The 26,225-nt window shown below is 53.5% G+C and carries 23 protein-coding genes; 16 read left to right on the top strand and 7 right to left on the bottom strand.

Going from position 1 to position 26,225, the window contains the following annotated elements; genetic code table 11:
- Positions 1–185: 185 nt before the first annotated feature.
- Together sbcC and sbcD are read right to left on the bottom strand one after the other, a co-directional pair.
- Entirely contained in the window at positions 186–3,329 is a 3,144-nt protein-coding gene (sbcC, locus tag IMQ48_RS06890) for an exonuclease subunit SbcC (protein WP_196208420.1), read from the bottom strand.
- On the bottom strand, positions 3,326–4,528 hold the full coding sequence (sbcD, locus tag IMQ48_RS06885; RefSeq protein WP_196208419.1) for an exonuclease subunit SbcD: 1,203 nt from the start codon (positions 4,526–4,528) through the stop codon (positions 3,326–3,328). The genes sbcC and sbcD overlap by 4 nt, the downstream gene beginning before the upstream one ends.
- A 191-nt stretch (positions 4,529–4,719) precedes the next feature.
- Between sbcD and phoB the strand changes: the two genes are divergently transcribed.
- The 5 genes from phoB (at position 4,720) to malZ (ending at position 12,030) form a co-directional block, all read left to right on the top strand.
- The gene (gene phoB / locus IMQ48_RS06880; RefSeq protein WP_135322897.1) at positions 4,720–5,409 is read left to right on the top strand and encodes a phosphate response regulator transcription factor PhoB; all 690 of its coding nucleotides are present in this window, start codon (positions 4,720–4,722) and stop codon (positions 5,407–5,409) included.
- Positions 5,410–5,598: 189 nt separating this feature from the next.
- A complete protein-coding gene (gene phoR / locus IMQ48_RS06875) occupies positions 5,599–6,894 on the top strand; it encodes a phosphate regulon sensor histidine kinase PhoR (protein ID WP_196208418.1) in 1,296 nt (431 codons plus the stop codon).
- Positions 6,895–7,299: 405 nt separating this feature from the next.
- A complete protein-coding gene (brnQ, locus tag IMQ48_RS06870; protein WP_096758098.1) occupies positions 7,300–8,619 on the top strand; it encodes a branched-chain amino acid transporter carrier protein BrnQ in 1,320 nt (439 codons plus the stop codon).
- Positions 8,620–8,700: 81 nt separating this feature from the next.
- Positions 8,701–10,074, top strand: a complete 1,374-nt coding sequence (gene proY, locus IMQ48_RS06865; protein WP_196208417.1) for a proline-specific permease ProY — start codon at positions 8,701–8,703, stop codon at positions 10,072–10,074.
- Positions 10,075–10,212: 138 nt separating this feature from the next.
- Entirely contained in the window at positions 10,213–12,030 is a 1,818-nt protein-coding gene (malZ, locus tag IMQ48_RS06860; RefSeq protein WP_196208416.1) for a maltodextrin glucosidase, read from the top strand.
- A 46-nt stretch (positions 12,031–12,076) separates the two neighbouring features.
- Here malZ and IMQ48_RS06855 read toward each other — a convergent pair whose 3' ends face one another.
- Positions 12,077–12,679 (bottom strand): peroxiredoxin, encoded by a 603-nt coding sequence (locus IMQ48_RS06855; RefSeq protein ID WP_048212444.1) that lies wholly within the window; start codon positions 12,677–12,679, stop codon positions 12,077–12,079.
- A 167-nt stretch (positions 12,680–12,846) separates the two neighbouring features.
- Complete coding sequence (gene acpH, locus IMQ48_RS06850) at positions 12,847–13,428, bottom strand: ACP phosphodiesterase (RefSeq protein ID WP_196208415.1); 582 nt, start codon at positions 13,426–13,428, stop codon at positions 12,847–12,849.
- Positions 13,429–13,521: 93 nt separating this feature from the next.
- Between acpH and queA the strand changes: the two genes are divergently transcribed.
- Genes queA through secF form a run of 5 tightly spaced genes read left to right on the top strand, consistent with a single transcriptional unit; the run spans position 13,522 to position 18,985 of the window.
- A complete protein-coding gene (queA, locus tag IMQ48_RS06845) occupies positions 13,522–14,592 on the top strand; it encodes a tRNA preQ1(34) S-adenosylmethionine ribosyltransferase-isomerase QueA (RefSeq protein ID WP_196208414.1) in 1,071 nt (356 codons plus the stop codon).
- Between the two features lie 53 nt (positions 14,593–14,645).
- The gene (gene tgt / locus IMQ48_RS06840) at positions 14,646–15,773 is read left to right on the top strand and encodes a tRNA guanosine(34) transglycosylase Tgt (RefSeq protein WP_196208413.1); all 1,128 of its coding nucleotides are present in this window, start codon (positions 14,646–14,648) and stop codon (positions 15,771–15,773) included.
- 22 nt (positions 15,774–15,795) lie between these two features.
- Complete coding sequence (gene yajC / locus IMQ48_RS06835; RefSeq protein ID WP_052283894.1) at positions 15,796–16,128, top strand: preprotein translocase subunit YajC; 333 nt, start codon at positions 15,796–15,798, stop codon at positions 16,126–16,128.
- A 27-nt stretch (positions 16,129–16,155) separates the two neighbouring features.
- Complete coding sequence (secD, locus tag IMQ48_RS06830) at positions 16,156–18,003, top strand: protein translocase subunit SecD (RefSeq protein WP_196208412.1); 1,848 nt, start codon at positions 16,156–16,158, stop codon at positions 18,001–18,003.
- A 10-nt stretch (positions 18,004–18,013) separates the two neighbouring features.
- Positions 18,014–18,985 (top strand): protein translocase subunit SecF, encoded by a 972-nt coding sequence (gene secF, locus IMQ48_RS06825; protein ID WP_196208411.1) that lies wholly within the window; start codon positions 18,014–18,016, stop codon positions 18,983–18,985.
- A 202-nt stretch (positions 18,986–19,187) separates the two neighbouring features.
- Here the strand turns inward: secF and IMQ48_RS06820 are convergent, their stop codons facing one another.
- Positions 19,188–20,066: a nucleoside-specific channel-forming protein Tsx gene (locus IMQ48_RS06820; RefSeq protein WP_196208410.1), complete on the bottom strand. Its 879-nt coding sequence runs from the start codon at positions 20,064–20,066 to the stop codon at positions 19,188–19,190.
- Between the two features lie 298 nt (positions 20,067–20,364).
- The gene (locus tag IMQ48_RS06815) at positions 20,365–20,904 is read right to left on the bottom strand and encodes a DUF3251 domain-containing protein (protein WP_196208409.1); all 540 of its coding nucleotides are present in this window, start codon (positions 20,902–20,904) and stop codon (positions 20,365–20,367) included.
- A gap of 154 nt (positions 20,905–21,058) precedes the next feature.
- Here IMQ48_RS06815 and nrdR point away from each other — a divergent pair, with 154 nt between their 5' ends.
- From nrdR to pgpA, 6 genes are all read left to right on the top strand, one after another.
- Positions 21,059–21,508: a transcriptional regulator NrdR gene (nrdR, locus tag IMQ48_RS06810; RefSeq protein ID WP_096758088.1), complete on the top strand. Its 450-nt coding sequence runs from the start codon at positions 21,059–21,061 to the stop codon at positions 21,506–21,508.
- A 3-nt stretch (positions 21,509–21,511) separates the two neighbouring features.
- Positions 21,512–22,615: a bifunctional diaminohydroxyphosphoribosylaminopyrimidine deaminase/5-amino-6-(5-phosphoribosylamino)uracil reductase RibD gene (ribD, locus tag IMQ48_RS06805; protein ID WP_196208408.1), complete on the top strand. Its 1,104-nt coding sequence runs from the start codon at positions 21,512–21,514 to the stop codon at positions 22,613–22,615.
- A gap of 86 nt (positions 22,616–22,701) precedes the next feature.
- Complete coding sequence (ribE, locus tag IMQ48_RS06800) at positions 22,702–23,172, top strand: 6,7-dimethyl-8-ribityllumazine synthase (RefSeq protein ID WP_003021575.1); 471 nt, start codon at positions 22,702–22,704, stop codon at positions 23,170–23,172.
- 19 nt (positions 23,173–23,191) lie between these two features.
- Positions 23,192–23,611, top strand: coding sequence for a transcription antitermination factor NusB (gene nusB / locus IMQ48_RS06795; protein ID WP_096758086.1), 420 nt, complete (start codon positions 23,192–23,194; stop codon positions 23,609–23,611).
- A gap of 76 nt (positions 23,612–23,687) precedes the next feature.
- A complete protein-coding gene (gene thiL / locus IMQ48_RS06790) occupies positions 23,688–24,665 on the top strand; it encodes a thiamine-phosphate kinase (protein ID WP_196208407.1) in 978 nt (325 codons plus the stop codon).
- A complete protein-coding gene (gene pgpA / locus IMQ48_RS06785) occupies positions 24,643–25,161 on the top strand; it encodes a phosphatidylglycerophosphatase A (RefSeq protein WP_181625049.1) in 519 nt (172 codons plus the stop codon). The genes thiL and pgpA overlap by 23 nt, the downstream gene beginning before the upstream one ends.
- A 59-nt stretch (positions 25,162–25,220) precedes the next feature.
- Here pgpA and IMQ48_RS06780 read toward each other — a convergent pair whose 3' ends face one another.
- Positions 25,221–26,195, bottom strand: a complete 975-nt coding sequence (locus IMQ48_RS06780; RefSeq protein ID WP_196208406.1) for an aldo/keto reductase — start codon at positions 26,193–26,195, stop codon at positions 25,221–25,223.
- Positions 26,196–26,225: the final 30 nt, after the last annotated feature.

The raw sequence follows: 26,225 nt of genomic DNA, 5'->3' as shown, positions 1-26,225 counted from the left end.
CCAGCAATAACGGCGCAGGATGTGCGCCACCGCGGCGAACGATCGCCGCCAATAAAAACATAGCTTGCGGATAAGTGAAATGAAATGCCATTTCATATCCGTCTTTGTCTATACACTATCGTGCTAAGTACGGAGCCGGATGGCGCTGACACGTATCCGTCCTGGGAAACCGCATCCGTCTTCGACTATTCCACCGCAAACATCCTGTCGAGCTTGCTATAACCCAGCCCGTTGATTTTCTTCACCTTGATCTGTACCGGAATACGCTCTTTCATGGCTTCGACGTGGCTTATCACACCAATGGTTTTCCCGGTAGCATTCAGCGCATCCAGAGCGTCCAGCGCGGTATCCAGCGTTTCGCTGTCCAGCGTGCCAAAACCCTCGTCGAGGAACAGGGAGTCAATGCGAGTTTTGTGACTGACCAGATCGGACAGCGCCAGCGCCAGCGCAAGACTCACCAGGAAGCTTTCGCCGCCGGACAGCGTGCGGGTATCGCGAACGGCGTCGGCCTGCCAGGTATCAACCACCTCCAGTTCCAGTGCTTCACTGGCTTTTCGCTGCAGCAGATAGCGACTGTGCAGGCGGGTCAGCTGGTTGTTAGCCAGCCATACCAGGTTATCCAGCGTCAGCCCTTGGGCAAATTTGCGGAATTTATCCCCTTCTTTCGAGCCAATCAGCGCATTCAGATAGCCCCAGTCTTCGACTTGCTGTGAGACCGTTTCGATCGCTTGCATCAGGGCCTGCTGCTGCTGGCGATTTTCGGCATCCTGTCTGAGTTGCTGGCGAATTTCTCCCTGACGGGTGGTGTTGTCCCGCAGTTGTTGTGTCAGTTGTGCCAGCGCATCGCGAAGATGTTCCGGAGTCAGGGTGAGATCTGCGCCGGCAGGCAGCTGTTGCTGATGGCTCGTCAGCGCTTGCGTCGATTGGTCCAGCAACGTTTGCGCCTGCTGCAACTGACTTTCCAGCAACTGTTTTAGCTGCTCAAGGCGGTTGAAAGCCTCTTCATCCAGCAGGGCCGCAAGGAAAGCGTCACGATTCTCAAAGATGCTGACCTGCAGCGCTGCATCAAACTGCGCCTGAATTTCTGCGGCGCGCTGAACCTCCTGCGCCTGCTGCTGCTGTAGGGTTTGCCATTGCCCCTGTAAAGAGAGGCAATCGTCGTGCACCTGCCGCCAGTTTTCCAGCGACAAATTCTCAATGTTTTCAGAAAGCGCATCGGATTCTGGCAGCGTTTCCAGCACTGGCGCAAGCTGGGATATTCGGGCCTGTAACTCGGTCAGTTCGTTCTGACGCTGTTGCCACATTTGCGCTTCGTTCGCCCGTTCACTCAGCCATGAGGCGACTTCATCCTCGGCCGGAAGAGACAGACCATGACGGGTTAACTCGGCGGTTAGCGTGGCCTGACGCTGGTCAATATGCTGCTGGATCTGAGTAATCTGTTCTGTATGCGCGGTGATTTGTGCCTGTAGGGCATGACGCAGGCTCAACTGGTGAAGTTGCTGCTCGTGCTCTTCCTGAGCGGCAAGCCAGGGGGTGATGTCATCCTGTGGTTGTAGCGTAATGTTGAGGCTGGCGGCCACCGTTTGCCACTCTTGAGTAAGTGCTTGCTCCTCCTGAGAAAGCCTCTGCGCGTCACTCTCTTCGCGCTGTAGCTGCTGCGTTATCGCCTCAAGCTGCCCGCGTAGCGTTGAACCCTCATCGGCCAGCGTTTTGACCTCTTTTTCCAGTGCTTCACGCCGCGTCTGATTCACGCTCAGTTCCAGCGTTTGATAGCGCTCAATTGCCGGATGTGCGGTGGAGCCGCATAGCGGGCAAGGTTGTCCTGATTGCAATAATGCCCGATGGTTTTCCAGATCTTTGATACGGGCTTCCTGCTCGCAAATCGTTTTTACATCGGCAAGTTGCTGATTTTTTTCTTTATAGCGCTGACGTTTTTCTGCCAGTGCAGCGTTACGCTGGGTCTGTTCCTTCTGGCGTTGCAGGAGGGTGACGTGCAACTGAGCTAACTGCTTTTGCTTCGGCGCAATATGTCCATGTAGGGTGCTCAAACGCTGGCGTAACGGGCGATGTCGGGCGTGTTGTGCCAGCGCTTCTGCTACTTCTTCTGCGGTAAGCGTTAGCGACGGATGTGGAAGAGCGTTCAGCTTATGCGTGTCGTTCTCCCGCAACTGCTGCCATTGGCGTAGCTGGGTTTTGGCGTCTGATTGTTGGGCCAATAACGCGCGCCATCCTGCCAGTTCACTGTTCCATAAGCGGAAACGGTCATGTTTGTTCAGCCAGCTACTGAGCGTCTGCTGCTCGGCAAGCATGATAGCAGACTGTTTTTGTGCCTGCTGGCGGATGCGCCCACGCAGCGTTATGCTGCTTTGTAAGCGAGTATTCACTTCTTCAATCTTCTGGTGTGTACGCGCCAGGGTAGTAGATTGTTCTTGAATCCGCTCCCACTGCGGACGTAACGCCCTTGCAGGTTGCGCCAGACTGAGCGCTGCCAGCTGCGGCTGCGCGCGTTCTTGTGCCTGCTGTGCGGCCTGTAGCGCCTGTTGATGACGGTTTATTTCTGCCTGTAGCTCATTTTGCCGGGTTAGCCAGTTGAGGTGCTGTTGCTGATTTTGTTGGCTGGCAAGCTGTTGTTTTTCTTCGTCAGTAAGTACCTGCAAACGTTCCGTAAGGGATTGCACCTGTTCGGTGGCCAACAGCGAAACACCGCTGGCCTGTGCCTGCAGTTTATCCAGTTCGGTGCGCGCCGCTTTGTGTTTTTCAAACACCATTGCCGAAATCTGTCCGTAAATTTCGGTGCCGGTCAGTTCTTCCAGTAGCTCGGCGCGTTCCTTCGGCTTGGCGTTAAGAAAGGCGGCGAATTGCCCCTGCGACAGCAGCATTGAACGGGTGAACCGTCCGTAATCCAGCCCGGTGAGCGTGGCGGTCATGTCCAGTTTGTCTTTGACTTTATCGGCGAGGATTTTTCCGTCCGCGCAGCGGGCAAGCTCCACGCGCGGGACCTGCAAATTACCGTCCGGCTGATTGCGTGCCCGGTTCTGGCTCCAGAACGCGCGGTAGGCCTCGCCTTTAACTTCGAACTCGACCTCTGCCAGACACTCGGCGGTGTCGCGGGTCATCAGGTCGTTTTGCGACTGTGATACGGTATTCAGGCGCGGCGTTTCGTGGTACAGCGCAAGACAAATCGCATCCAGCAGGGTGGTTTTTCCGGCACCCGTAGGCCCGGTGATGGCGAACAGACCGTTGCTGGCAAAAGGTTCTGCCGTGAAGTCGACTTTCCATTCCCCTTTCAGGGAGTTCAGGTTTTTCAGGCGCAGGCTAAGAATTTTCATGCGTCAGCCTCCCCGGCAAGCGTCTGTAATGTCTCACTAAACAGCTGATTAAGACGTTCACGCTGCGGCTCTTCCAGTTCTTCCAGCGCCAGGCGTCGGTCAAATACTTCCGTCACGCTCAGTTCGCTCAGCGTTTCACGCCGCTCATTGGCCATAATACGCTCGCGCTGTTCCCGACTGCGGCGCACCAGCAAGACTTCTACCGGCAGGTCTTCCGTCAGTGCCTGGATCTTGCGCTGCATGTCGTGCAGGTAATCGTCGGTGGTGATTTCGATATCCAACCAGACGGGCGGTTGCTGCTCTACGCCGCGCCACTGCTCAAGCTGGGCGGTAATAGCGGCTAAATCACCTTTTAATACCGCCAGTGGTTGCGTTACCGGCACGCTAAGGTTGTCGATGGCGTGAAGTTTGCCCTCTTCAAAGCTCACCAGATGAACGCATTTGTTTTTGCCGCACTCGTCAAAGCTGAGCGCAATCGGTGAGCCACAGTAGCGAATATGTTCTGTTCCGCCGATGACCTGCGCCCGGTGAATATGTCCCAGCGCGATGTAATCCGCGGGCGGGAAGTTTTGTGCTGGAAAAGCATCCAGCGTGCCAATATAAATGTCACGCACCGCGTCACTTTTACTGGCGCCGACGGTCGTCAGGTGGCCGGTTGCAATGATCGGCAGATTCAGTTCGCCGCGTAGTTTACAGGCGTCCTGATACTGCTGATGGTAATAGTCGGTAATCGCCCCCAGCAGATGCTGTTGTTTTTCGCTGCCGGTGAGTCCCGCCTGACTGGTGATAATGTCGCGCGGGCGTAAAAAGGGAATCGGGCACAGTACGGCGCCCGGCGAACCGTCGCGGCGTTTTAGTATTTGCGGCGTATGTCCGGCGCTGGCGACCACCGTGGTGTTCAGAAACGCCAAAATATCGCGCGATTCATTAAGCGTGGCGACGGAGTCGTGATTGCCTGCCAGCACCACCAGATGGCAGCCTGTTTGCTGCAAGTTGACGACAAAGCGGTTGTAAATCTCGCGGGCATAGCTCGGCGGTGAGCCGGTATCAAAAATATCGCCTGCCACAATAATGGCATCCACCTGATGGGATTGTGCGGTCTCCAGCAGCCAGTCAAGGAAGGCCTGATGCTCGGCAGCGCGGCTCTTGCTGTAGAAGTTTTGGCCCAGATGCCAGTCAGAGGTGTGAAGGATGCGCATAAGAGTTCCATGACGAAAAAGCAATGAGGAGGATTATACCCTTGCAACGGTGCGAATATCTTGTTTCCGGGCTGTCATAATTCAACAACCTTCGTTAAACCTGGGCTATCTTTTTCATAAAACTGTCATAAATCTGACGCATAATGGCACCGTATTGATGCTAAACGATTTAATTAAAAACAGGGCAAATCATGGCGAGACGTATTCTGGTCGTAGAAGATGAAGCTCCAATTCGTGAAATGGTCTGCTTCGTGCTCGAGCAAAACGGGTTCCAACCTGTAGAAGCCGAAGACTATGACAGTGCGGTGAATCAACTCAATGAACCCTGGCCGGATCTGATCCTGCTTGACTGGATGCTTCCCGGCGGCTCGGGTCTGCAGTTCATCAAACACCTCAAGCGTGAGGCGATGACGCGGGACATCCCCGTCATGATGCTGACGGCAAGAGGCGAAGAGGAAGACCGCGTGCGTGGGCTGGAAACTGGTGCGGATGACTATATCACCAAGCCGTTTTCTCCCAAGGAACTGGTGGCGCGTATTAAAGCCGTGCTGCGTCGTATTTCGCCAATGGCGGTTGAGGAAGTCATTGAGATGCAGGGGCTGAGCCTTGATCCCACCTCGCACCGTGTGATGACTGGCGAGGCTCCGTTGGATATGGGGCCAACCGAGTTTAAACTGCTGCATTTCTTTATGACCCATCCTGAGCGCGTCTATAGCCGCGAACAACTACTCAATCATGTCTGGGGCACCAATGTGTACGTGGAAGACCGGACGGTCGATGTGCATATCCGTCGCTTGCGTAAGGCGCTGGAACACAGCGGACACGATCGCATGGTGCAGACGGTACGCGGAACGGGATACCGTTTTTCAACCCGCTTCTGATTAACAAGAATTTCTGACTGACAAAATAAGTGCCAGGCCAGTAGGCGTAGTTGTCGCCGCCAGTTTGGACGCGGACAGCGCACAGCAACCGCAGCGTACACGCAGTACGTGAGGATTGCGAGCACTGCCCAGGTTCAAAATGGCAAGTAAAATAGCCTAATGGGTCTGGTACTAAATGGAGTGTGACGTTTGCTTGAACGGCTGTCATGGAAAAGGCTGGTACTGGAGCTGATACTCTGCTGCATACCGGCGTTTATCCTTAGTGCTTTTTTCGGTTACCTGCCGTGGTTTTTACTGGCATCGGTAACGGGTCTGCTTATCTGGCATTTCTGGAATTTACTGCGTTTGTCCTGGTGGTTATGGGTCGACAGGAGTATGACGCCTCCGCCAGGGCGCGGCAGTTGGGAACCGTTGCTCTACGGTCTGCATCAAATGCAGCTGCGTAACAAAAAACGCCGCCGTGAACTGGGGAATCTGATTAAACGTTTTCGCAGCGGGGCAGAATCGTTGCCCGATGCGGTGGTACTGACCACTGAAGAAGGCGGTATTTTCTGGTGTAACGGCTTAGCGCAGCAGGTCCTGGGATTACGTTGGCCGGACGATAGCGGGCAAAACATTCTTAACCTGCTCCGCTACCCGGAATTTACCTTATACCTGAAAACACGCGACTTTAGCCGACCGATCAATTTGGTGCTTAATACCGGACGGCATCTGGAAATTAGGGTCATGCCGTATACCGATAAGCAGCTGCTGATGGTCGCGCGCGATGTCACTCAGATGCACCAACTTGAAGGGTTGCGGCGTAATTTCTTCGCTAATGCCAGTCATGAGTTGCGCACGCCGCTAACGGTGCTGCAGGGTTATCTTGAAATGATGCAGGAGCATCCGCTGGAAGGGGCGACGCGAGAAAAAGCACTGCATACCATGCGTGAGCAAACGCAGCGTATGGAAGGGCTGGTGAAGCAACTGCTGACGCTGTCGAGAATTGAGGCCGCACCGACGCTGCCGCAGAATGAAAAAGTGGATGTGCCGATGATACTGCGTGTCGTGGAACACGAGGCGCAAACGCTGAGTCAGAATAAACACACGTTTACCTTTGACGTGGATAATCGCCTGAACGTGATGGGCAATGAAGAGCAACTGCGTAGCGCAATCTCGAATCTTATCTATAACGCGGTGAACCACACGCCGGCAGGAACGCACATTACCGTGCGCTGGCAGCGGGCGACTCCGGGGGCGGAATTCAGCGTGGAAGATAACGGGCCGGGTATTGCACCTGAGCACATCCCTCGTTTGACCGAACGTTTTTATCGCGTGGATAAAGCGCGATCGCGGCAAACGGGCGGTAGTGGACTCGGGTTGGCGATTGTGAAGCATGCTTTAAATCATCACGACAGCCGATTGAATATCGAGAGTACGCCAGGCAAAGGGACGCGGTTTAGCTTTGTGCTGGCGGAACGTTTAGTTGCCAAAAGTAACGACTGACGCGTATTCGTAAGATTATCTTTCCAAAAGCCAGCGAAAGCTGGCTTTTTCATTGTGGTCAATACTGACATCATGAATTTTACGACGTCTGGTTGTTTTTTGTTCGCATTATTACCCATACCTTTTTCCATGAAATGGTGTTTTGTGCTGGCCGTGTTTTTCATATTGCTATATTGTTCTGGTTTTTAGATCCCACCTTGCTTTAAAACGTTATAAGCGTTTAAATTGCGCACCATGTGCTGTCATACCGACTGCATTTACGCGGTAAATCGAAAAACTATTCTTCGCCGCGCCAGGACGGGAGAATTTCCCGCTGGAATTGATTAAAAATGCCGCTGTATCGTCCCTCAGGGAAAGGCACAAATTAAACGTTTACAACACCACATCCACAGGCAGTAAGACTTTATGACCCATCAGTTAAAATCACGCGATATCATCGCACTGGGATTTATGACATTTGCACTGTTCGTTGGTGCAGGTAATATTATTTTCCCTCCAATGGTTGGCTTGCAGGCCGGCGAGCACGTCTGGACTGCGGCTTTTGGCTTTCTGATTACCGCTGTTGGCCTGCCGGTCCTGACCGTTGTGGCTCTGGCGAAAGTCGGTGGTGGTGTAGATAGTTTGAGCACCCCGATCGGTAAAGTGGCTGGTTTAGTGCTGGCTACCGTCTGCTATTTGGCCGTCGGACCGTTATTTGCTACTCCGCGTACCGCGACTGTCTCCTTTGAAGTGGGAATTGCCCCGCTGACCGGTGATTCCGCGCTGCCGCTGTTTATCTACAGCGTGGTCTATTTCGCGATTGTTATCCTGGTGTCGCTCTATCCGGGCAAACTGCTGGATACCGTGGGGAATTTCCTTGCCCCGCTGAAAATCCTTGCGCTGGTTGTGCTGTCTGTTGCCGCGATTATCTGGCCTGCCGGTCCGATCAGCAATGCGATGGAAGCCTATCAAACCGCTGCGTTTTCGAACGGCTTCGTGAACGGGTATCTGACGATGGATACGCTGGGCGCGATGGTCTTTGGCATTGTTATTGTCAACGCCGCTCGTTCGCGTGGCGTCACCGAAGCACGTCTGCTGACGCGCTATACCGTTTGGGCGGGTTTGATGGCCGGTGTCGGCTTAACGCTGCTGTACCTCGCGTTGTTCCGTCTGGGTTCAGACAGTGCGGTTCTGGTCGATCAGTCTGCTAACGGCGCGGCAATTCTGCATGCGTATGTTCAGCACACCTTCGGTGGTGCTGGTAGCCTGCTGCTGGCCGCACTGATTTTCATCGCCTGTCTGGTGACGGCGGTTGGCCTGACTTGTGCGTGCGCTGAATTCTTCGCGCAGTATGTTCCGCTGTCCTACCGTACGCTGGTGTTTATCCTCGGCGGCTTCTCGATGGTGGTGTCAAACTTGGGTCTGAGCCACCTGATTCAGATCTCGATTCCGGTTCTGACGGCTATCTATCCACCCTGTATCGCACTGGTTGTATTAAGCTTTACCCGCTCATGGTGGCATAATTCTTCCCGCGTCATTGCACCTGCGATGTTTATCAGCCTGATTTTTGGTATCCTTGATGGCATTAAAGCTTCTGCAATTGGCGATGTCTTACCGGCCTGGACCCAGCGTTTACCGCTGGCGGAGCAAGGGCTGGCGTGGTTGATGCCAACAGTCGTGATGGTAGTCCTGGCCGTTATTTGGGACCGTGCAGCAGGTCGACAAGTGACCTCCAGCGCACACTAATATCACTGACAATAAGTTTTAACCACGGGGCTATTAATATGGCCCCGTGGTTTTTTTATTGTGTAAACAGGTTAGGAATCGATGGAAAGTAATAACAAGCTAAAGCGTGGGCTGAGCACCCGGCACATCCGCTTTATGGCATTAGGTTCGGCAATTGGTACCGGGCTGTTCTATGGCTCAGCCGATGCCATCAAAATGGCAGGGCCGAGCGTGTTGCTGGCCTATATTATCGGTGGCGCGGCGGCGTACATTATCATGCGCGCGCTGGGCGAAATGTCCGTTCATAACCCGGCAGCTAGCTCATTCTCGCGCTATGCGCAGGAAAACCTCGGGCCGTTGGCTGGCTACATTACCGGCTGGACCTACTGTTTTGAAATCCTGATTGTCGCCATTGCCGACGTGACTGCCTTCGGGATTTACATGGGCGTCTGGTTCCCGGCGGTTCCGCACTGGATTTGGGTCCTGAGCGTAGTGTTGATCATCTGCGCCATCAACCTGATGAGCGTGAAGGTGTTCGGTGAACTTGAGTTCTGGTTCTCCTTCTTCAAGGTTGCCACCATCATCATTATGATTGTCGCCGGTTTCGGCATCATCATTTGGGGGATCGGCAACGGTGGGCAACCAACCGGCATCCATAACTTGTGGAGCAACGGTGGGTTCTTCAGTAACGGCTGGCTGGGCATGATCATGTCGCTGCAAATGGTGATGTTTGCCTATGGTGGCATTGAAATCATCGGTATTACTGCCGGTGAAGCGAAGAATCCGCAGGAGTCCATCCCGCGTGCGATTAACTCCGTGCCGATGCGAATCCTCGTCTTTTACGTGGGCACGCTGTTTGTCATTATGTCTATTTACCCGTGGAACCAGGTGGGCACCGACGGTAGCCCGTTCGTCCTGACGTTCCAGCATATGGGTATTACCTTTGCTGCGGGTATTCTTAACTTTGTGGTGCTGACCGCCTCGCTGTCGGCGATCAACTCTGACGTATTTGGCGTAGGCCGTATGCTGCATGGCATGGCGGAGCAGGGAAGTGCACCGAAAATGTTCGCCAAAACCTCGCGTCGCGGCGTGCCGTGGGTGACGGTGATGGTGATGACCATTGCCCTGCTGTTTGCGGTGTATCTCAACTACATCATGCCGGAGAATATCTTCCTGGTCATCGCCTCACTGGCGACGTTTGCTACGGTGTGGGTGTGGATTATGATCCTGCTGTCGCAGATTGCTTTCCGTCGTCGTCTGCCGCCGGAAGAGGTTAAAGCCCTGACGTTTAAAGTGCCGGGCGGTGTGGTCACGACGGTGATTGGCCTGATTTTCCTGGTCTTTATCATCGGGCTTATTGGCTACCATCCAGATACCCGTATTTCACTGTACGTTGGTTTTGCGTGGATTGCCCTGCTGCTGTTGGGGTGGGTGTTCAAACGCCGCCGCGAGCGTCAACTGGCTGAAGCACAGTAATTTTTTTGCCGGGTAAGGCTTGCGCCTCCCGGCATTTTCTCCTCCCCCGAACTCCTCCCCCAATAAACGTTAAGATGATGAGTGATCCTTAACTTTCCTATGGCAAGGTGGCTTCATTTTCATCAAAGGGGATACGTGATGTTGAACGCCTGGCACCTTCCGGTTGCCCCATTTGTTAAGCAAAACAACGATAATCTGACGATTACGCTCTGGCTGTCAGGGGACAATCCACCCCAGCGGGTCACGTTACGCGCAGAAAATGATAACGAAGAGATCTCGCTTTGCATGCATAAGCAGCGCAGTCAGCCACAGCCTGGCGTGACCGCGTGGCGAGCGGCAATCTGTCTCTCCAGCGGCCAGCCTCGTCGACGCTATAGCTTTAAGCTGCTGTGGCTCGATCGCCAGCTGTGGTTTACCCCGCAAGGGTTCAGCCGATTTCCTCCCGCGCGGCTGGAACAGTTTGCTGTGGATGTGCCAGACAACGGCCCGCAATGGGTGGCCGACCAGGTTTTCTATCAGATTTTCCCGGACCGCTTTGCCCGCAGCCAGTCGCGCGACACAGAAAAGGATAACGTCTATTACCACCACGCGGCCGGGCACGATATTGTGCAGCGCGACTGGGACGAACCGCTGAACGCACAGGCCGGAGGCTCGACGTTCTATGGTGGTGATTTGGACGGGATCAGCGAGAAGCTGCCGTACCTGAAAAGCTTAGGGGTAACGGCACTGTATCTGAACCCGGTGTTTACCGCACCGAGCGTGCATAAATACGATACCGAAGATTATCGCCATGTTGACCCCCGGTTTGGTGGCGACAGGGCGCTATTACGCCTGCGGCATAACACGCAGCAACAGGGAATGCGCCTGGTGTTGGATGGCGTATTCAATCATAGCGGCGATTCGCACGCCTGGTTCGACAGGCATCATCAGGGAACTAACGGGGCATGTCATAACCCGGACTCGCCCTGGCGCAGCTGGTACCATTTCTCTGACGACGGCGTCGCGCTGGACTGGCTGGGTTACGCCAGCCTGCCGAAGCTGGACTTTGCCTCGGAAAGTCTGGTGAATGAAATTTATCGCGGCGAGGACAGCATTGTCCGTCACTGGTTAAAAGCGCCGTGGAGCATGGACGGCTGGCGGCTTGATGTGGTGCACATGCTGGGAGAAGCTGGTGGAGCGCGCAATAATCTGCAGCATGTGGCCGGGATCACCCGGGCGGCGAAAGAAACGCAGCCAGAAGCCTATGTGGTCGGTGAACACTTTGGCGATGCGCGCCAGTGGCTGCAGGCCGATGCTGAAGATGCCGCCATGAACTACCGTGGATTTACCTTCCCGCTCTGGGGATTTCTCGCTAACACCGACATCTCTTACGATCCGCAGTCTATTGATGCTCAAACGTGCATGGCGTGGATGGATAACTACCGTGCGGGATTGTCGCATCAGCAGCAGTTGCGTATGTTCAACCAGCTCGACAGCCACGATACCGCCCGTTTTAAATCTTTACTGGGCAAAGATGTTGCGCGCCTGCCACTGGCGGTGGTGTGGCTGTTTACGTGGCCTGGCGTGCCGTGTATTTACTACGGTGATGAAGTGGGGCTGGATGGGAATAATGATCCGTTCTGCCGTAAACCGTTCCCGTGGCAGAAGGATCAACAGGACGGCCAACTGCTGGCGTTGTACCAGCGGTTGGCGAAATTACGTCATCACAGCAAGGCGCTACGCCACGGCGGCTGTCAGGTAATTTACGCCGAGGATAACGTGGTGGTATTTGTTCGGGTGCTTAACCAGCAACGCGTACTGGTGGCGATTAACCGGGGACACGCCTGTGAAGTGGTGCTGCCGTCGTCGCCGTTGCTCAATGTCGCGCAGTGGCGGCACGAAGAGGGCAAAGGCCAGGTCATGGGCGATGTACTGACGTTGCCTGCAATCTCAGCGTCGGTGTGGTCGGGCCATTGAGATAAAAAAAGGCCCGCGTTTGCGGGCCTTGTTCAATTCATGCCAATTACAGGCTGGAGACGTTTTCGGTCAGGTATTTTGCCACGCCGTCCGGAGATGCGTTCATACCTTCTTTTCCTTTTTCCCACTGTGCAGGGCAAACGTCGCCGTGCTCTTCGTGGAACTGCAGCGCGTCAACCATACGCAGCATTTCGTCGATGTTACGACCCAGCGGCAGATCGTTAACCACCTGGTGGCGAACAACGCCGTTCGCGTCGATCAGGAAAGAACCGCGCAGAGCAACGCCCGCTTCCGGGTGCTCGATGCCGTAAGCTTTCTGGATTTCGCGCTTGATGTCAGCAACCATTGCGTATTTCACTGCACCGATGCCGCCTTTGTCGACAGGGGTGTTACGCCATGCGTTATGGACAAATTCAGAGTCAAAAGAAACGCCAACCACTTCAACGCCGCGCTTCTGGAATTCTTCGTAACGTTTGTCGAACGCAATCAGTTCAGACGGGCAAACGAAGGTGAAGTCCATCGGCCAGAAGAACAGAACGGTGGTTTTACCGTTGGTATGCTGTTTGAAGTTGAAGTTATCAACAATCTCACCGCTACCCAGTACCGCAGCTGCTGTGAAATCCGGAGCCTGACGAGTTACCAGTACCATATAATTCTCCTGCAAAGTTAAGGGTTTTGTGGAACGCAACGCGGGCCAGTATAGAGAGTGTTCGGGAATAAGACAAAGAGGCGCTGACAATCAATGAGACAGGTTTTGGCTATCAATGTTTTGCCGGATGGTGGCGTCACCTTATCCGGCCCAGTGTTGTCGGGCGATCAAAGTGCTTTACGGCGGGCCTGTTCCATCATCTGCGGGTAAAAACGCCAGAAACGTTCTTCCAGCGCATCATAATGCCTGTCCAGGTCATACCACGAGTCGCGCAGGGCATCGAGGCGCGGACGGCGGCTGGCCATGCCATTGAGCACATCCTGGATAAAATCCATATACTGATAGCGCTCCAGCCATTTCTCTGACCACATATAATTGTTCAGATTGACAAAGCGCGGCGGCGATTCTGGCAAGATAGTGGCAACCTGGGTGTGGGCGTAGCGGACAAAGTCGGTCAACGGGAAATCCGGCGAGATTTCTGCCCAGTGACGAGATAAAAAGTGATCCCACATTACGTCGAGCGTAATCGGCGCGACACGGCGTGTTTCGCTGCGAAACCACTCTTTGGCTTCACTGACTTCTGGCAGGTTGTCGGTCATGACATCAATTCGACGGTGCATGAAAATACCGTCCACCACTTCAGGTGCAAAACTGGATGCCGGGTTTCCGCGAACAAAATCCGCCAGCAGGTTGCCGGAGAGTGAGCTGTCGGCTAAATGCGCCAGATGTAAATGTGCAAGAAAATTCATTATCGATTATCTGTCCAAAAGCGGGGTAAAGGTTGCAGGGAAAGCGCCCCGGCACTAGACTACCCGCCTCTTATTTTAGTCTGAGTCAGTGTCATGCGCGTTACCGATTTCACCTTTGAACTTCCTGAATCCCTGATTGCCCACTATCCGCAAGCAGAGCGCAGTAGCTGCCGCTTGCTGTCACTGGATGGGCCAACGGGCGCGCTGACGCACGGTACTTTCACCGATTTGCTCGACAAGCTCAACCCCGGAGATCTTCTGGTCTTTAACAATACCCGCGTGATCCCGGCCCGTCTGTTTGGGCGTAAAGCCAGCGGCGGCAAGATTGAAGTGCTGGTTGAGCGCATGCTTGATGACAAACGTATTCTGGCACATATTCGCGCATCCAAAGCGCCGAAGCCGGGTGCTGAGCTGTTGTTGGGCGACGATGAAAGCATTAAAGCGACCATGGTTGCGCGTCATGACGCGCTGTTTGAAGTGGCGTTTGATGATGAACGCAGCGTACTGGATATCCTCAACGCCATCGGCCATATGCCGCTGCCGCCGTATATCGACCGCCCGGATGAAGACGCCGACCGCGAACTGTACCAGACCGTATACAGCGAAAAACCAGGTGCCGTGGCGGCACCGACCGCCGGTCTGCACTTTGACGATCAGTTGCTGGCAAAACTACGAGAAAAAGGCATTGAGATGGCGTTTGTGACGCTGCACGTCGGCGCAGGTACTTTCCAGCCGGTGCGCGTAGACACCATTGAAGATCACATCATGCATTCCGAATATGCGGAAGTTCCGCAGGACGTGGTCGATGCGGTACTGGCGGCGAAAGCGCGTGGTAATCGCGTGATCGCGGTAGGGACGACCTCAGTTCGTTCGCTGGAGAGCGCGGCGCAGGCGGCGAAAAACGATCTGATTGAACCGTTCTTCGGGGATACGCAAATCTTTATCTACCCGGGCTATCAGTACAACGTCATCGATGCGCTGGTAACCAACTTCCATCTCCCTGAATCGACATTGATTATGTTGGTTTCGGCGTTTGCGGGTTATAAAAACACCATGAACGCCTATCATGAAGCGGTAAAAGCGGAATATCGCTTTTTTAGTTACGGTGATGCGATGTTTATCACGTACAATCCGCAGGCTATTTCTGAGCGTGTCGGGGAGTAAGTTCCCGGCATGAGTATTTTACGTCGGACTGTTTTTCTGACGCAGGAGTTAAGATGAAATTTGAACTGGATACCACAGACGGTCGCGCTCGCCGCGGACGTCTGGTTTTTGATCGTGGCGTAGTGGAAACGCCAGCTTTTATGCCTGTCGGTACCTACGGTACGGTGAAAGGCATGACGCCGGAAGAAGTTGAAGCCACCGGCGCACAAATTATTCTCGGCAACACCTTCCACCTGTGGCTACGCCCAGGTCAGGAAATCATGAAGCTGCATGGTGATTTGCATGACTTCATGCAGTGGAAAGGCCCGATCCTCACCGATTCCGGTGGTTTCCAGGTATTCAGCCTGGGCGATATCCGTAAGATTACCGAGCAGGGTGTGCATTTCCGCAACCCGATCAACGGCGATCCGATTTTCCTCGATCCTGAGAAATCGATGGAGATTCAATACGATCTCGGTTCCGATATCGTGATGATTTTCGACGAATGTACACCGTATCCGGCTGACTGGGACTATGCTAAACGCTCTATGGAGATGTCATTGCGTTGGGCGCAGCGTAGCCGTGACCGTTTTGATAGCCTCGGCAACAAAAATGCGCTTTTTGGCATCATTCAGGGCAGCGTTTACGAAGATTTACGTGATATCTCTGTTAAAGGTCTGGTAGATATAGGCTTTGATGGCTACGCTGTCGGCGGTTTGGCTGTGGGCGAACCGAAAGAAGACATGCACCGTATTCTGGAACATGTTTGCCCGCAAATTCCGGCAGATAAACCTCGCTACCTGATGGGCGTCGGCAAACCGGAAGATCTGGTTGAAGGCGTACGTCGTGGTATCGATATGTTTGACTGTGTGATGCCAACGCGAAATGCCCGTAATGGCCATTTGTTTGTGACTGACGGCGTGGTAAAAATTCGTAACGCGAAACATAAAAGCGACACCAGTCCACTCGATGCTGAGTGCGATTGTTACACCTGTCGCAATTATTCACGCGCTTACTTGCATCATCTTGACCGTTGCAACGAAATATTGGGCGCGCGACTCAATACCATTCATAACCTTCGCTACTACCAACGCTTGATGGCGGGTTTACGCAAGGCTATTGAAGAGGGTAAATTAGAGAGCTTCGTGGCCGATTTTTACCAACGTCAGGGTCGACCTGTTCCACCTGTGAACGTTGATTAATTTTAATAATGAGGGAATTTGAATGAGCTTTTTTATTTCTGATGCGGTAGCGGCAACAGGTGCTCCGGCGCAGGGCAGCCCGATGTCTCTGATTCTGATGCTGGTGGTGTTTGGTCTGATTTTCTATTTCATGATCCTGCGTCCACAGCAAAAGCGTACCAAAGAACATAAAAACCTGATGAGCTCCATTGCCAAAGGTGATGAAGTCCTGACGAATGGTGGTCTGGTTGGTCGTGTGACTAAAGTAGCAGAAACTGGCTACATCTCTATCGCACTGAACGACACCACTGAAGTGGTTATCAAACGTGACTTCGTAGCTGCCGTTCTGCCGAAAGGCACCATGAAGGCGCTGTAATCTTTCGTTTTCCCAAAGGGAACTGCCGTGTTAAACCGTTATCCTTTGTGGAAGTACATCATGCTGGTCGTCGTGATTATCGTCGGCCTGCTTTACGCACTTCCCAACCTGTATGGTGAGGATCCGGCTGTTCAAATCACTGGCGTGCGCGGTGCCGCCGCCAGTGAGCAAACGCTGATCCAGGTCCAGAAAACGTTACAAGAAGAAAAAATCACACCTAAGTCTGTGGCTCTGGAAGAGGGCGCTATTCTTGCGCGCTTCGACTCCACCGATACCCAATTGCGCGCGCGTGAAGTGCTGCTGGGCGTGCTGGGTGATCAATACGTCGTGGCGCTTAACCTTGCTCCGGCAACACCTCGCTGGCTGGCTGCTATTCACGCAGAACCGATGAAACTCGGTCTTGATCTGCGTGGCGGCGTTCACTTCCTGATGGAAGTGGATATGGACACCGCGCTGGGTAAACTGCAGGAACAAAATATCGATAGCCTGCGCAGCGACCTGCGTGAAAAAGGCATCCCCTATACTACCGTTCGTAAAGAAGACAACTACGGTCTGAGCATCACTTTCCGTGATGGTAAAGCGCGTGACGACGCGATCTCTTATCTGAGCAAGCGTCATCAGGATCTGGTTATTTCCAGCCAGGGCAGCAATGCACTGCGTGCGGTGATGACCGATGCGCGTCTGAGCGAAGCCCGTGAGTACGCGGTACAGCAGAACATCAATATTCTGCGTAATCGTGTTAACCAACTGGGTGTGGCTGAGCCGGTTGTTCAACGTCAGGGTGCCGACCGCATTGTGGTCGAACTGCCGGGGATTCAGGACACCGCGCGTGCGAAAGAGATTCTTGGCGCAACCGCGACGCTGGAGTTCCGTCTGGTAAACACCAACGTGGACCAGTCTGCGGCGGCATCCGGGCGTGTACCGGGTGACTCGGAAGTGAAACAGTCTCGCGAAGGACAGCCGGTTGTACTGTACAAACGCGTGATCCTGACCGGTGACCATATCACCGACTCCACTTCCAGCCAGGACGAATACAATCAGCCGCAGGTTAACATTTCGCTGGATAGCGCAGGTGGTAACATCATGTCCAACTTCACCAAGGACAACATCGGCAAGCCGATGGCGACCTTGTTCGTGGAGTACAAAGACAGCGGTAAGAAAGATGCTAACGGTCGTGCCGTGCTGGTGAAACAGGAAGAAGTGATTAACATCGCTAACATCCAGTCTCGTCTGGGCAACAGCTTCCGTATCACCGGTATCAACAACCCGAACGAAGCGCGTCAGCTTTCGCTGCTGCTGCGTGCCGGTGCGTTGATTGCGCCGATTCAGATTGTTGAAGAGCGCACTATCGGCCCGACTCTGGGTATGCAGAACATCAAGCAGGGTCTGGAAGCGTGTCTGGCTGGTCTGGCTGTTTCTATTCTGTTTATGATCTTCTTCTACAAGAAGTTTGGTCTGATTGCGACCAGCGCGCTGATTGCGAACCTGGTACTGATTGTCGGTATCATGTCGCTGCTGCCGGGCGCTACGCTAAGTATGCCGGGTATCGCGGGGATCGTCTTAACCCTTGCCGTAGCGGTCGATGCTAACGTACTGATCAACGAACGTATTAAAGAAGAGTTGAGTAACGGACGTTCGATTCAGCAGGCGATCAACGAAGGTTATGCGGGCGCATTCAGTTCCATCTTCGATGCGAACATTACGACGCTGATTAAAGTTCTGATCCTGTATGCAGTCGGTACCGGGGCAATTAAAGGGTTCGCGATTACTACCGGTATTGGTGTGGCGACGTCGATGTTTACCGCGATCGTCGGGACACGTGCCATCGTAAACCTGTTGTATGGCGGCAAGCGCGTCAAAAAGCTGTCAATCTGAGGAGTGCGAAGTGGCACAGGAATATACTGTTGAACAATTGAACCACGGCCGTAAAGTCATCGACTTTATGCGCTGGGACTACTGGGCTTTCGGCATCTCTGGTTTCCTGCTGATTGCGGCCATCGTGGTGATGGGCGTACGCGGGTTTAACTGGGGTCTTGATTTCACCGGTGGTACGGTGATTGAAATCACGCTGGAAAAACCGGCAGAAATGGACGTGATGCGCGATGCGCTGGAGAAAGCGGGCTTTGTTGAGCCGCTTCTGCAGAACTTCGGTAGCAGCCACGACATTATGGTACGTATGCCGCCAACCGAAGGTGAAAACGGTGGGCAGGTGCTGGGTAGCAAGGTGTTGAGCGTCATTAACGAAGCCACCGACCAGAATGCTGCTGTCAAGCGTATCGAATTCGTCGGGCCTAGCGTAGGTGCCGATCTGGCGCAAACCGGCGCGATGGCGCTGATGGTAGCGTTGCTATCCATTTTGGTGTACGTCGGTTTCCGCTTTGAGTGGCGACTGGCGGCGGGCGTAGTTATCTCGCTGGCGCACGATGTTATCATTACTGCGGGTATACTCTCGTTGTTCCATATCGAGATTGACCTGACTATCGTTGCATCATTGATGTCGGTCATCGGTTACTCGCTAAACGACAGCATCGTGGTTTCTGACCGTATTCGTGAGAACTTCCGCAAAATCCGTCGCGGGACGCCTTATGAAATCTTTAACGTGTCGCTGACCCAGACGTTGCACCGTACGTTGATTACCTCCGGTACCACGCTGATGGTTATTCTGATGCTGTACCTCTTCGGTGGTCCGGTGTTAGAAGGCTTCTCGCTGACCATGCTTATCGGTGTGTCCATCGGTACCGCGTCGTCTATCTACGTGGCATCTGCGCTGGCGCTGAAGCTGGGTATGAAGCGTGAACACATGCTGCAGCAGAAAGTTGAGAAAGAAGGGGCGGATCAGCCGTCCATTCTGCCGTAACCACGCAGAGCGTTACACTGGAATCCCGATCGCAAGGTCGGGATTTTTTTTGCCTGTTGCCCGCAGCTTTACGTGGACCAGGCATAAAAAAGCCAGCAATTAAGCTGGCTTGTGTAGGACGAATGTTCAGGTACCTATCTACATACTTGCGTATAGGTAGGCCGGATAAGCATAGCGCCATCCGGCGACAACCAACCTCAATTTAGAAGTTGTAACCTACAACAAAGTAACCACCCCAACCGGTAGAACGGATGTTTTCGTTCATAAAGACCACGTCCGCGTTATCTTTCCACTGGCCGCCGTTATGCCAGTAACGGGCAACAACAGAATAGTGCCAATGATCGTAGTTCAGCGCCAGAATGTGGCTGGAGGCGATCGAATCGTTGGTACGTGCTTTCTTGCCATTTACATCAGTGAAGTCTTTGTCACCGAGATCGGAGCCCCAGTCAAAGTTGGTGAAGCCGATATAGCTCAGGTTACCGCCCCACAGTTCGGTAATCGGGACAAAGTATTTCACTTTGAAACGGTAGCCGTCCCATTCGTTTTCGTTCGCGGCACCGTAGTTCTGCCACTGGTACTTGGCGTACACGTTCATGGACAGGCTCATCGGCAGGCCGGTGTCGATATCGGTACCCAGACCCATATACCAGGTGCTCTGGCGACCATCTTTGTTACGACCCATGTCGTAGATGTAGTTGTTCGCGAAATACCACTCTTTGAACGGACCAAAGCTCAGGTCTGTACCGGTCAGTTTGTCGATGGAGAAACGCGGTTCGATTTCCATAAACAGCGGGGAGCCGTGGTTCCAGATACCCTTCGCATCGGTGTTACCACCGAAGAATACCGGCGCATCCATGTAACCATAGAAGTCAAACCAGTCTTTTTTAGCGAAAGCTTCATATTCCAGGTAGGTATCGTTACGGATCTGCGGTCCGAAACGGGTGTGGTAGCTACCGACGACGTTAACACTCTGGTGCCACCAGTCGGACAGGTATTGTGGTTTGTCATTTTCAGCTGCGTTGGCAGTGAAAGACGAGGAGAGCGCCAGCACTGCACTGGCTGCAAGTAATGTTTTTTTCATATGTATGCCACTGTTTGAAATCCCTTTCGGGAGTGAAAAAGACGCAATTTGCGTTTCTAAATATTTCGTAATTCTTCGGAGCCTATTATAAAAATCATTGTTCACAAAAATATGTCTTGTTTCACAGTTCTATCATTTACGTAATCGATTGCGTTCACGTTTGCGTACTTTAGGCGGCGAATTGTACTGGCTCCGGTGAATGTTGCCAAGTTTTACCAAAGATCTCGGTGATGTAAGTGAAGTAACAAAATAACGGAGAAGGGTGTTGCGGAACGCACAAAACGTTCCGCGAAAAAGTTTATTGGGTCACAGGTTGGATGTCATGGATGCGTACAAAACCGAGTTGATCGGCTGACAAGCCATTAAGCTGCAGCGGAATGTCTACGTCGCTGGGGGCCAGAAGACTAGCCGGAGCATTGATCAATTCATTCTTCACGTTCACTTCCTGGTAGTTGTCCGTGGTTCCCTGAATTTGTCCGTACTCTACGGTAGCGCTAAATGCCGGTAACGGTGTGTCGGATTCCCCCTGAATACGCAGTGTCAGGCGCGTGCCGTCTGCATTTGGTGCAATATTTACCAGTGACATGCGCAGTGTGCCAATCTGGCTATTCAGGCGGGCCGGGGTTTTAGAACCGGGTAATAAGTAGACGCCACGAGTGGATTTCGCATTCAACATATTTTGTTGCGTAATTTTTACCGTTTCCTGATTGAGCTGCGTCATCTCTTTGCTCAGTGTGTTAACGCTTTGATGCATCTGACGTACTTCGGCTTGCTGCGCGCAGGCACTAAGGCTAAAGAGGCTTCCCACCAGGAGAATTCTTAGGTAACGTCTTGTCATTGTGATTACTTCCTTCATTGTCGCGATAGCATAATGGTAGTGTGCACAGAGCATGAAGGCATCGATCCTTTGTCTCAAAAACGCTCCGCCTTTGTTGTCACGCCAGTTCAGGGTAAAATAGATATCAGTTAACCACTGAGGTACAGGACGCCGTATGCATTGCCCATTCTGTTTCGCCGTAGACACTAAGGTAATTGACTCTCGTCTTGTCGGCGAGGGCTCTTCAGTACGCCGCCGCCGGCAGTGTCTGGTCTGTAATGAACGTTTTACCACTTTTGAAGTGGCTGAGCTGGTTATGCCACGCGTTGTGAAAAGCAACGACGTGCGTGAGCCTTTTAATGAAGAGAAGTTGCGCAGCGGCATGCTCAGAGCGCTTGAGAAACGGCCGGTTAGCGCAGATGACGTTGAAATGGCGCTAAACCATATAAAATCACAGCTGCGTGGGACGGGCGAGCGCGAGGTTCCGAGTAAAATGATCGGAAATCTGGTGATGGAGCAACTGAAAAAGCTCGATAAAGTGGCCTACATCCGTTTTGCTTCGGTCTACCGGAGCTTCGAAGATATCAAAGAATTTGGCGAAGAGATCGCTCGCCTACAGGATTAAGCCATGCAGGATGAGTTATACATGGCGCGTGCGCTGAAGCTCGCTGCGCGCGGACGCTTTACCACTCACCCCAATCCTAATGTTGGGTGTGTCATTGTTAAAGACGGGGAAATCGTCGGTGAAGGATATCATCACCGTGCGGGTGAGCCCCATGCCGAGGTCCATGCGCTGCGTATGGCCGGAATTAAAGCGCAGGGGGCTACAGCTTACGTGACGCTTGAGCCGTGCAGCCATCACGGGCGTACGCCGCCGTGCTGTGACGCGCTGATTGCCGCGGGCGTGACGCGTGTTGTTGCCGCGATGCAGGATCCTAACCCGCAGGTGGCGGGGCGCGGACTTTATCGTTTGCAGCAGGCGGGCATTGACGTCAGCCACGGCATGATGATGAACGACGTCGAACAGCTGAATAAGGGCTTTCTCAAGCGGATGCGTACCGGATTTCCGTATGTACAGCTTAAGCTCGGCGCATCGCTCGACGGTCGTACGGCGATGGCCAGCGGTGAAAGCCAGTGGATTACCTCACCACAGGCGCGGCGCGACGTTCAGCGCCTGCGTGCACAAAGCCATGCTATTTTAACCAGCAGCGCCACGGTGCTGGCTGACGACCCTAAGCTTACCGTCCGTTGGGCGGAGCTTGATGAATCGACCCAGGCGCTGTATCCACAGGAAAACCTGCGTCAGCCAATCCGCATTGTTCTCGATCGTCAAAACCAGGTCACTCCTGAACATAGTATTGTGCAGCAGCCGGGAGAAACCTGGATTGCTCGCAGCAGCGACGATTCGCGTATCTGGCCGGAGAGCGTTCGCACGCTGAATGTGCCGGAGCATAACGGGAATCTGGATCTGGTGGTGTTGATGATGCAACTGGGCAAGCAGCAAATTAACAGCATTTGGGTTGAGGCTGGTCCAACGCTTGCGGGCGCATTATTGCAGGCTGGGGTGGTGGATGAGCTAATCGTCTATGTTGCGCCTAAACTGTTAGGCAGTGACGCGCGAGGATTATGTGTACTGCCAGGCCTTGAGAAACTGGCCGATGTCCCCCATTTCAAATTCAACGAGATACGCCATGTAGGTCCGGACCTTTGCCTGCATTTAGTGAGCGCATGATCTCCCGGTTCGAAAGGGAAGCAGCGCACAGATTATTATGATAAAATCCGCCCCCCTGCGGGGTCTAGTGAATCCGAAGGAAGAATATGAACATTATTGAAGCTAACGTTGCTACTCCGGACGCTCGCGTCGCCATCACCATCGCGCGTTTCAACAACTTTATCAATGACAGCCTGCTGGAAGGTGCGATTGACGCCCTGAAGCGTATTGGTCAGGTTAAAGATGAAAACATTACCGTCGTTTGGGTTCCAGGCGCGTATGAGCTGCCGTTGGCGGCTGACGCACTAGCGAAAACCGGTAAATATGACGCGGTGATTGCGCTGGGTACGGTTATCCGTGGCGGTACCGCTCACTTCGAATATGTGGCTGGCGGAGCTAGCAATGGTCTGGCGCATGTCGCTCAGGACAGTGGTATTCCGGTAGCCTTCGGTGTTCTGACAACCGAAAGTATTGAACAAGCCATCGAACGTGCTGGCACGAAAGCCGGTAACAAAGGCGCAGAAGCTGCACTGACCGCGCTTGAAATGATTAATGTATTGAAAGCCATTAAGGCCTGATTTTTGTAAGGGGAAATCCGTGAAACCTGCTGCTCGTCGCCGCGCCCGTGAGTGTGCCGTCCAGGCGCTCTATTCCTGGCAGTTGTCCCAGAACGACATCTCTGATGTTGAATACCAGTTCCTGGCGGAACAGGACGTGAAAGATGTCGACGTTCTGTATTTCCGTGAACTGCTGTCCGGGGTGGCGACTAACAGCGCGTACCTGGATGGACTGATGAAGCCTTACCTGTCTCGTCTGCTGGAAGAGCTGGGTCAGGTAGAGAAAGCCGTACTGCGTATTGCACTGTTTGAACTGTCTAAACGTAGTGATGTGCCGTATAAAGTGGCCATCAACGAAGCGATTGAACTGGCGAAAACCTTCGGTGCCGAAGATAGTCATAAGTTCGTCAACGGCGTACTGGATAAAGCAGCACCTGCGATTCGCCCCAACAAAAAGTGATCGCCAGGCCGGCAAGATGGCGGAATTTTTTTCCGCTGTCGCCGGCCTTTTCTTTTTTCCTGCTGAGGCATAACGTATGGCATGCGGCGAATTCTCCCTGATTGCCCGTTATTTTGACCGTGTTAGAAGCTCTCGTCTTGACGTCGAAACCGGCATTGGTGACGATTGCGCACTCCTGAATATCCCTGAAAAACAAACGCTGGCGATCAGTACCGATACGCTGGTGGCAGGCAATCACTTCCTTCCTGATATTGATCCAACGGACCTGGCCTGGAAAGCGCTGGCGGTTAATTTAAGCGATCTGGCGGCGATGGGGGCTGATCCGGCATGGCTGACGCTGGCGCTCACGTTACCTGACGTTGATGAATCCTGGCTTGAAGCCTTCAGTGATAGCCTGTTTGAACTCCTCAATTACTATGATATGCAGCTGATTGGCGGTGATACCACGCGTGGGCCATTGTCGATGACGTTGGGTATCCATGGCTACGTCCCGGTCGGGCGGGCCTTAAAACGCTCAGGTGCGAAGCCGGGTGACTGGATTTACGTTACCGGTACGCCGGGCGACAGCGCTGCCGGTTTGGCTATTCTGCAAAACCGATTGCAGGTAACAGATGCCAAAGACGCGGACTATCTGCTTAAGCGTCACCTGCGCCCCACGCCGCGTATTTTGCAGGGGCAGGCCCTGCGCGACCTGGCCAGTGCGGCGATCGATCTTTCCGACGGTCTGATTTCCGATCTCGGGCATATCGTCAATGCCAGCGGCTGTGGCGCGCGCGTTAATGTCGATGCGTTACCGTATTCCACGGCATTTTCCCAACACGTTGAGCCGGAGCAGGCGCTGCGCTGGGCGCTTTCGGGCGGTGAAGATTATGAGTTATGCTTTACCGTACCGGAAATAAATCGTGGTGCACTGGACGTCGCGCTGGGGCATCTTGGCGCATCATTTACCTGTATCGGGCAGATGAGTGCGGACGTGGAAGGGATGCACTTTACGCGTGACGGTAAGCCCGTCACGTTTGACTGGAAAGGATATGACCATTTTGCTGCGCCTTAAAAAAGATGTCGCAAAAAGCCGTTTGAGTATGCGTAATCCGTGGCACCTGTTGGCCACCGGATTCGGCAGCGGATTAAGTCCAATTATACCCGGAACGATGGGATCGCTGGCGGCGATCCCATTTTGGTATGTGATGACGTTTCTGCCGTGGCAGCTGTATTCACTGGTTGTCATGCTGGCTATTTGTATCGGTGTCTATCTGTGCCATCAAACGGCGAAAGATATGGGCGTACACGATCATGGCAGTATCGTCTGGGACGAGTTTGTCGGAATGTGGATAACCCTGATGGCCCTGCCGACACTCGACTGGCAGTGGGTCGCCGCCGGATTTGTGATTTTCCGCATTCTGGATATGTGGAAGCCCTGGCCGATCCGCTGGTTCGATCGTAATGTGCATGGCGGTACGGGGATTATGATCGACGATATTGTGGCGGGGATACTTTCCGCAGGGATCCTCTACTTTATTGGGCATCACTGGCCGCTTGGCATTATTTAACCCTTTCCAGGCTTCTGTTGTAGGCCCGATAAGCGCAGCGCTATCGGGCAATACCAGATTTATTTAAATCCCACCACCGGATGCTGTTTGTACGGCGTTTCCAGTTCGGCAATCTGTTCCGGTTTTAGCGTTAAATCGACTGCGTTGAGCAACTCGTCCAGCTGTTCTTCACGCGAGGCACCAATTATGGGTGCGGCGACGCCCGGTTTGCTCAGCAGCCACGCCAGCGCCACTTGTGCGCGCGAGGCGCCGATTTCCTCACTCACCCCGGTTAACCGTTCCGCTATTCTCGCGTCGTTTTCATCGCTCTCGCGGTACAGATTTTTGCCGACTTCATCCGACACAACGCGCGCGGTCGTTTCTCCCCAGGGGCGCGTCAGACGTCCCCGTGCCAGCGGGCTCCATGGGATCACCGCCACGCCTTCCTGATAGCACAGCGGCAGCATTTCGCGTTCTTCTTCACGATAGATAAGGTTGTAGTGATCCTGCATGCTGACAAATTGCGCCCAGCCGTGTTGTTTCTGCAAGGCCAGCGCCTGCGCAAACTGGGAGGCGTGCATCGAGGAGGCGCCGATATAGCGTGCTTTACCGGACTTCACCACGTCATTAAGCGCTTCCAGAGTTTCTTCCACAGGCGTGTTGTAATCCCAGCGATGAATTTGCAGGATATCGACATAGTCCATGCCAAGGCGAGTCAGGCTATCGTCGATAGAACGCAGGATTTGCGCCCGGGATAAACCTTCCGCTAAATCCTCTACCTGATGAAAAACTTTGGTGGCGACCACCACCTCGTCGCGGCGAGCGAAGTCACGCAGGGCGCGACCGACAATTTCTTCACTGCTGCCGGCGGAGTAGCTGTTGGCAGTATCAAAAAAGTTAATGCCACCTTCAAGAGCGTGTTTAATTATTGGGCGACTGCTTTCTTCCGGCAACGTCCAGGCGTGGTTGCCGCGATTGGGCTCGCCAAACGTCATGCAGCCCAGACAAAGGCGAGAGACCCGAAGGTCAGTTTTTCCTAAGAGGTTGTATTGCATATTCCGCTCCTGCTTAGCGTGTTAATCATT

It is taken from the genome of Citrobacter sp. Res13-Sevr-PEB04-36 (assembly GCF_015672735.1).
Lineage (GTDB): Bacteria > Pseudomonadota > Gammaproteobacteria > Enterobacterales > Enterobacteriaceae > Citrobacter.
This window is presented reverse-complemented; position numbering and strand designations above follow the sequence as displayed.

Coding starts and splice junctions, on each gene's coding strand:
- sbcC (WP_196208420.1), bottom strand. CDS start 3,329: ATGAAAATTCTTAGCCTGCGCCTGAAAAACCTGAACTCCCTGAAAGGG.
- sbcD (WP_196208419.1), bottom strand. CDS start 4,528: ATGCGCATCCTTCACACCTCTGACTGGCATCTGGGCCAAAACTTCTAC.
- phoB (WP_135322897.1), top strand. CDS start 4,720: ATGGCGAGACGTATTCTGGTCGTAGAAGATGAAGCTCCAATTCGTGAA.
- brnQ (WP_096758098.1), top strand. CDS start 7,300: ATGACCCATCAGTTAAAATCACGCGATATCATCGCACTGGGATTTATG.
- proY (WP_196208417.1), top strand. CDS start 8,701: ATGGAAAGTAATAACAAGCTAAAGCGTGGGCTGAGCACCCGGCACATC.
- malZ (WP_196208416.1), top strand. CDS start 10,213: ATGTTGAACGCCTGGCACCTTCCGGTTGCCCCATTTGTTAAGCAAAAC.
- IMQ48_RS06855 (WP_048212444.1), bottom strand. CDS start 12,679: ATGGTACTGGTAACTCGTCAGGCTCCGGATTTCACAGCAGCTGCGGTA.
- acpH (WP_196208415.1), bottom strand. CDS start 13,428: ATGAATTTTCTTGCACATTTACATCTGGCGCATTTAGCCGACAGCTCA.
- queA (WP_196208414.1), top strand. CDS start 13,522: ATGCGCGTTACCGATTTCACCTTTGAACTTCCTGAATCCCTGATTGCC.
- tgt (WP_196208413.1), top strand. CDS start 14,646: ATGAAATTTGAACTGGATACCACAGACGGTCGCGCTCGCCGCGGACGT.
- yajC (WP_052283894.1), top strand. CDS start 15,796: ATGAGCTTTTTTATTTCTGATGCGGTAGCGGCAACAGGTGCTCCGGCG.
- IMQ48_RS06820 (WP_196208410.1), bottom strand. CDS start 20,066: ATGAAAAAAACATTACTTGCAGCCAGTGCAGTGCTGGCGCTCTCCTCG.
- IMQ48_RS06815 (WP_196208409.1), bottom strand. CDS start 20,904: ATGACAAGACGTTACCTAAGAATTCTCCTGGTGGGAAGCCTCTTTAGC.
- nrdR (WP_096758088.1), top strand. CDS start 21,059: ATGCATTGCCCATTCTGTTTCGCCGTAGACACTAAGGTAATTGACTCT.
- ribD (WP_196208408.1), top strand. CDS start 21,512: ATGCAGGATGAGTTATACATGGCGCGTGCGCTGAAGCTCGCTGCGCGC.
- ribE (WP_003021575.1), top strand. CDS start 22,702: ATGAACATTATTGAAGCTAACGTTGCTACTCCGGACGCTCGCGTCGCC.
- thiL (WP_196208407.1), top strand. CDS start 23,688: ATGGCATGCGGCGAATTCTCCCTGATTGCCCGTTATTTTGACCGTGTT.
- pgpA (WP_181625049.1), top strand. CDS start 24,643: ATGACCATTTTGCTGCGCCTTAAAAAAGATGTCGCAAAAAGCCGTTTG.
- IMQ48_RS06780 (WP_196208406.1), bottom strand. CDS start 26,195: ATGCAATACAACCTCTTAGGAAAAACTGACCTTCGGGTCTCTCGCCTT.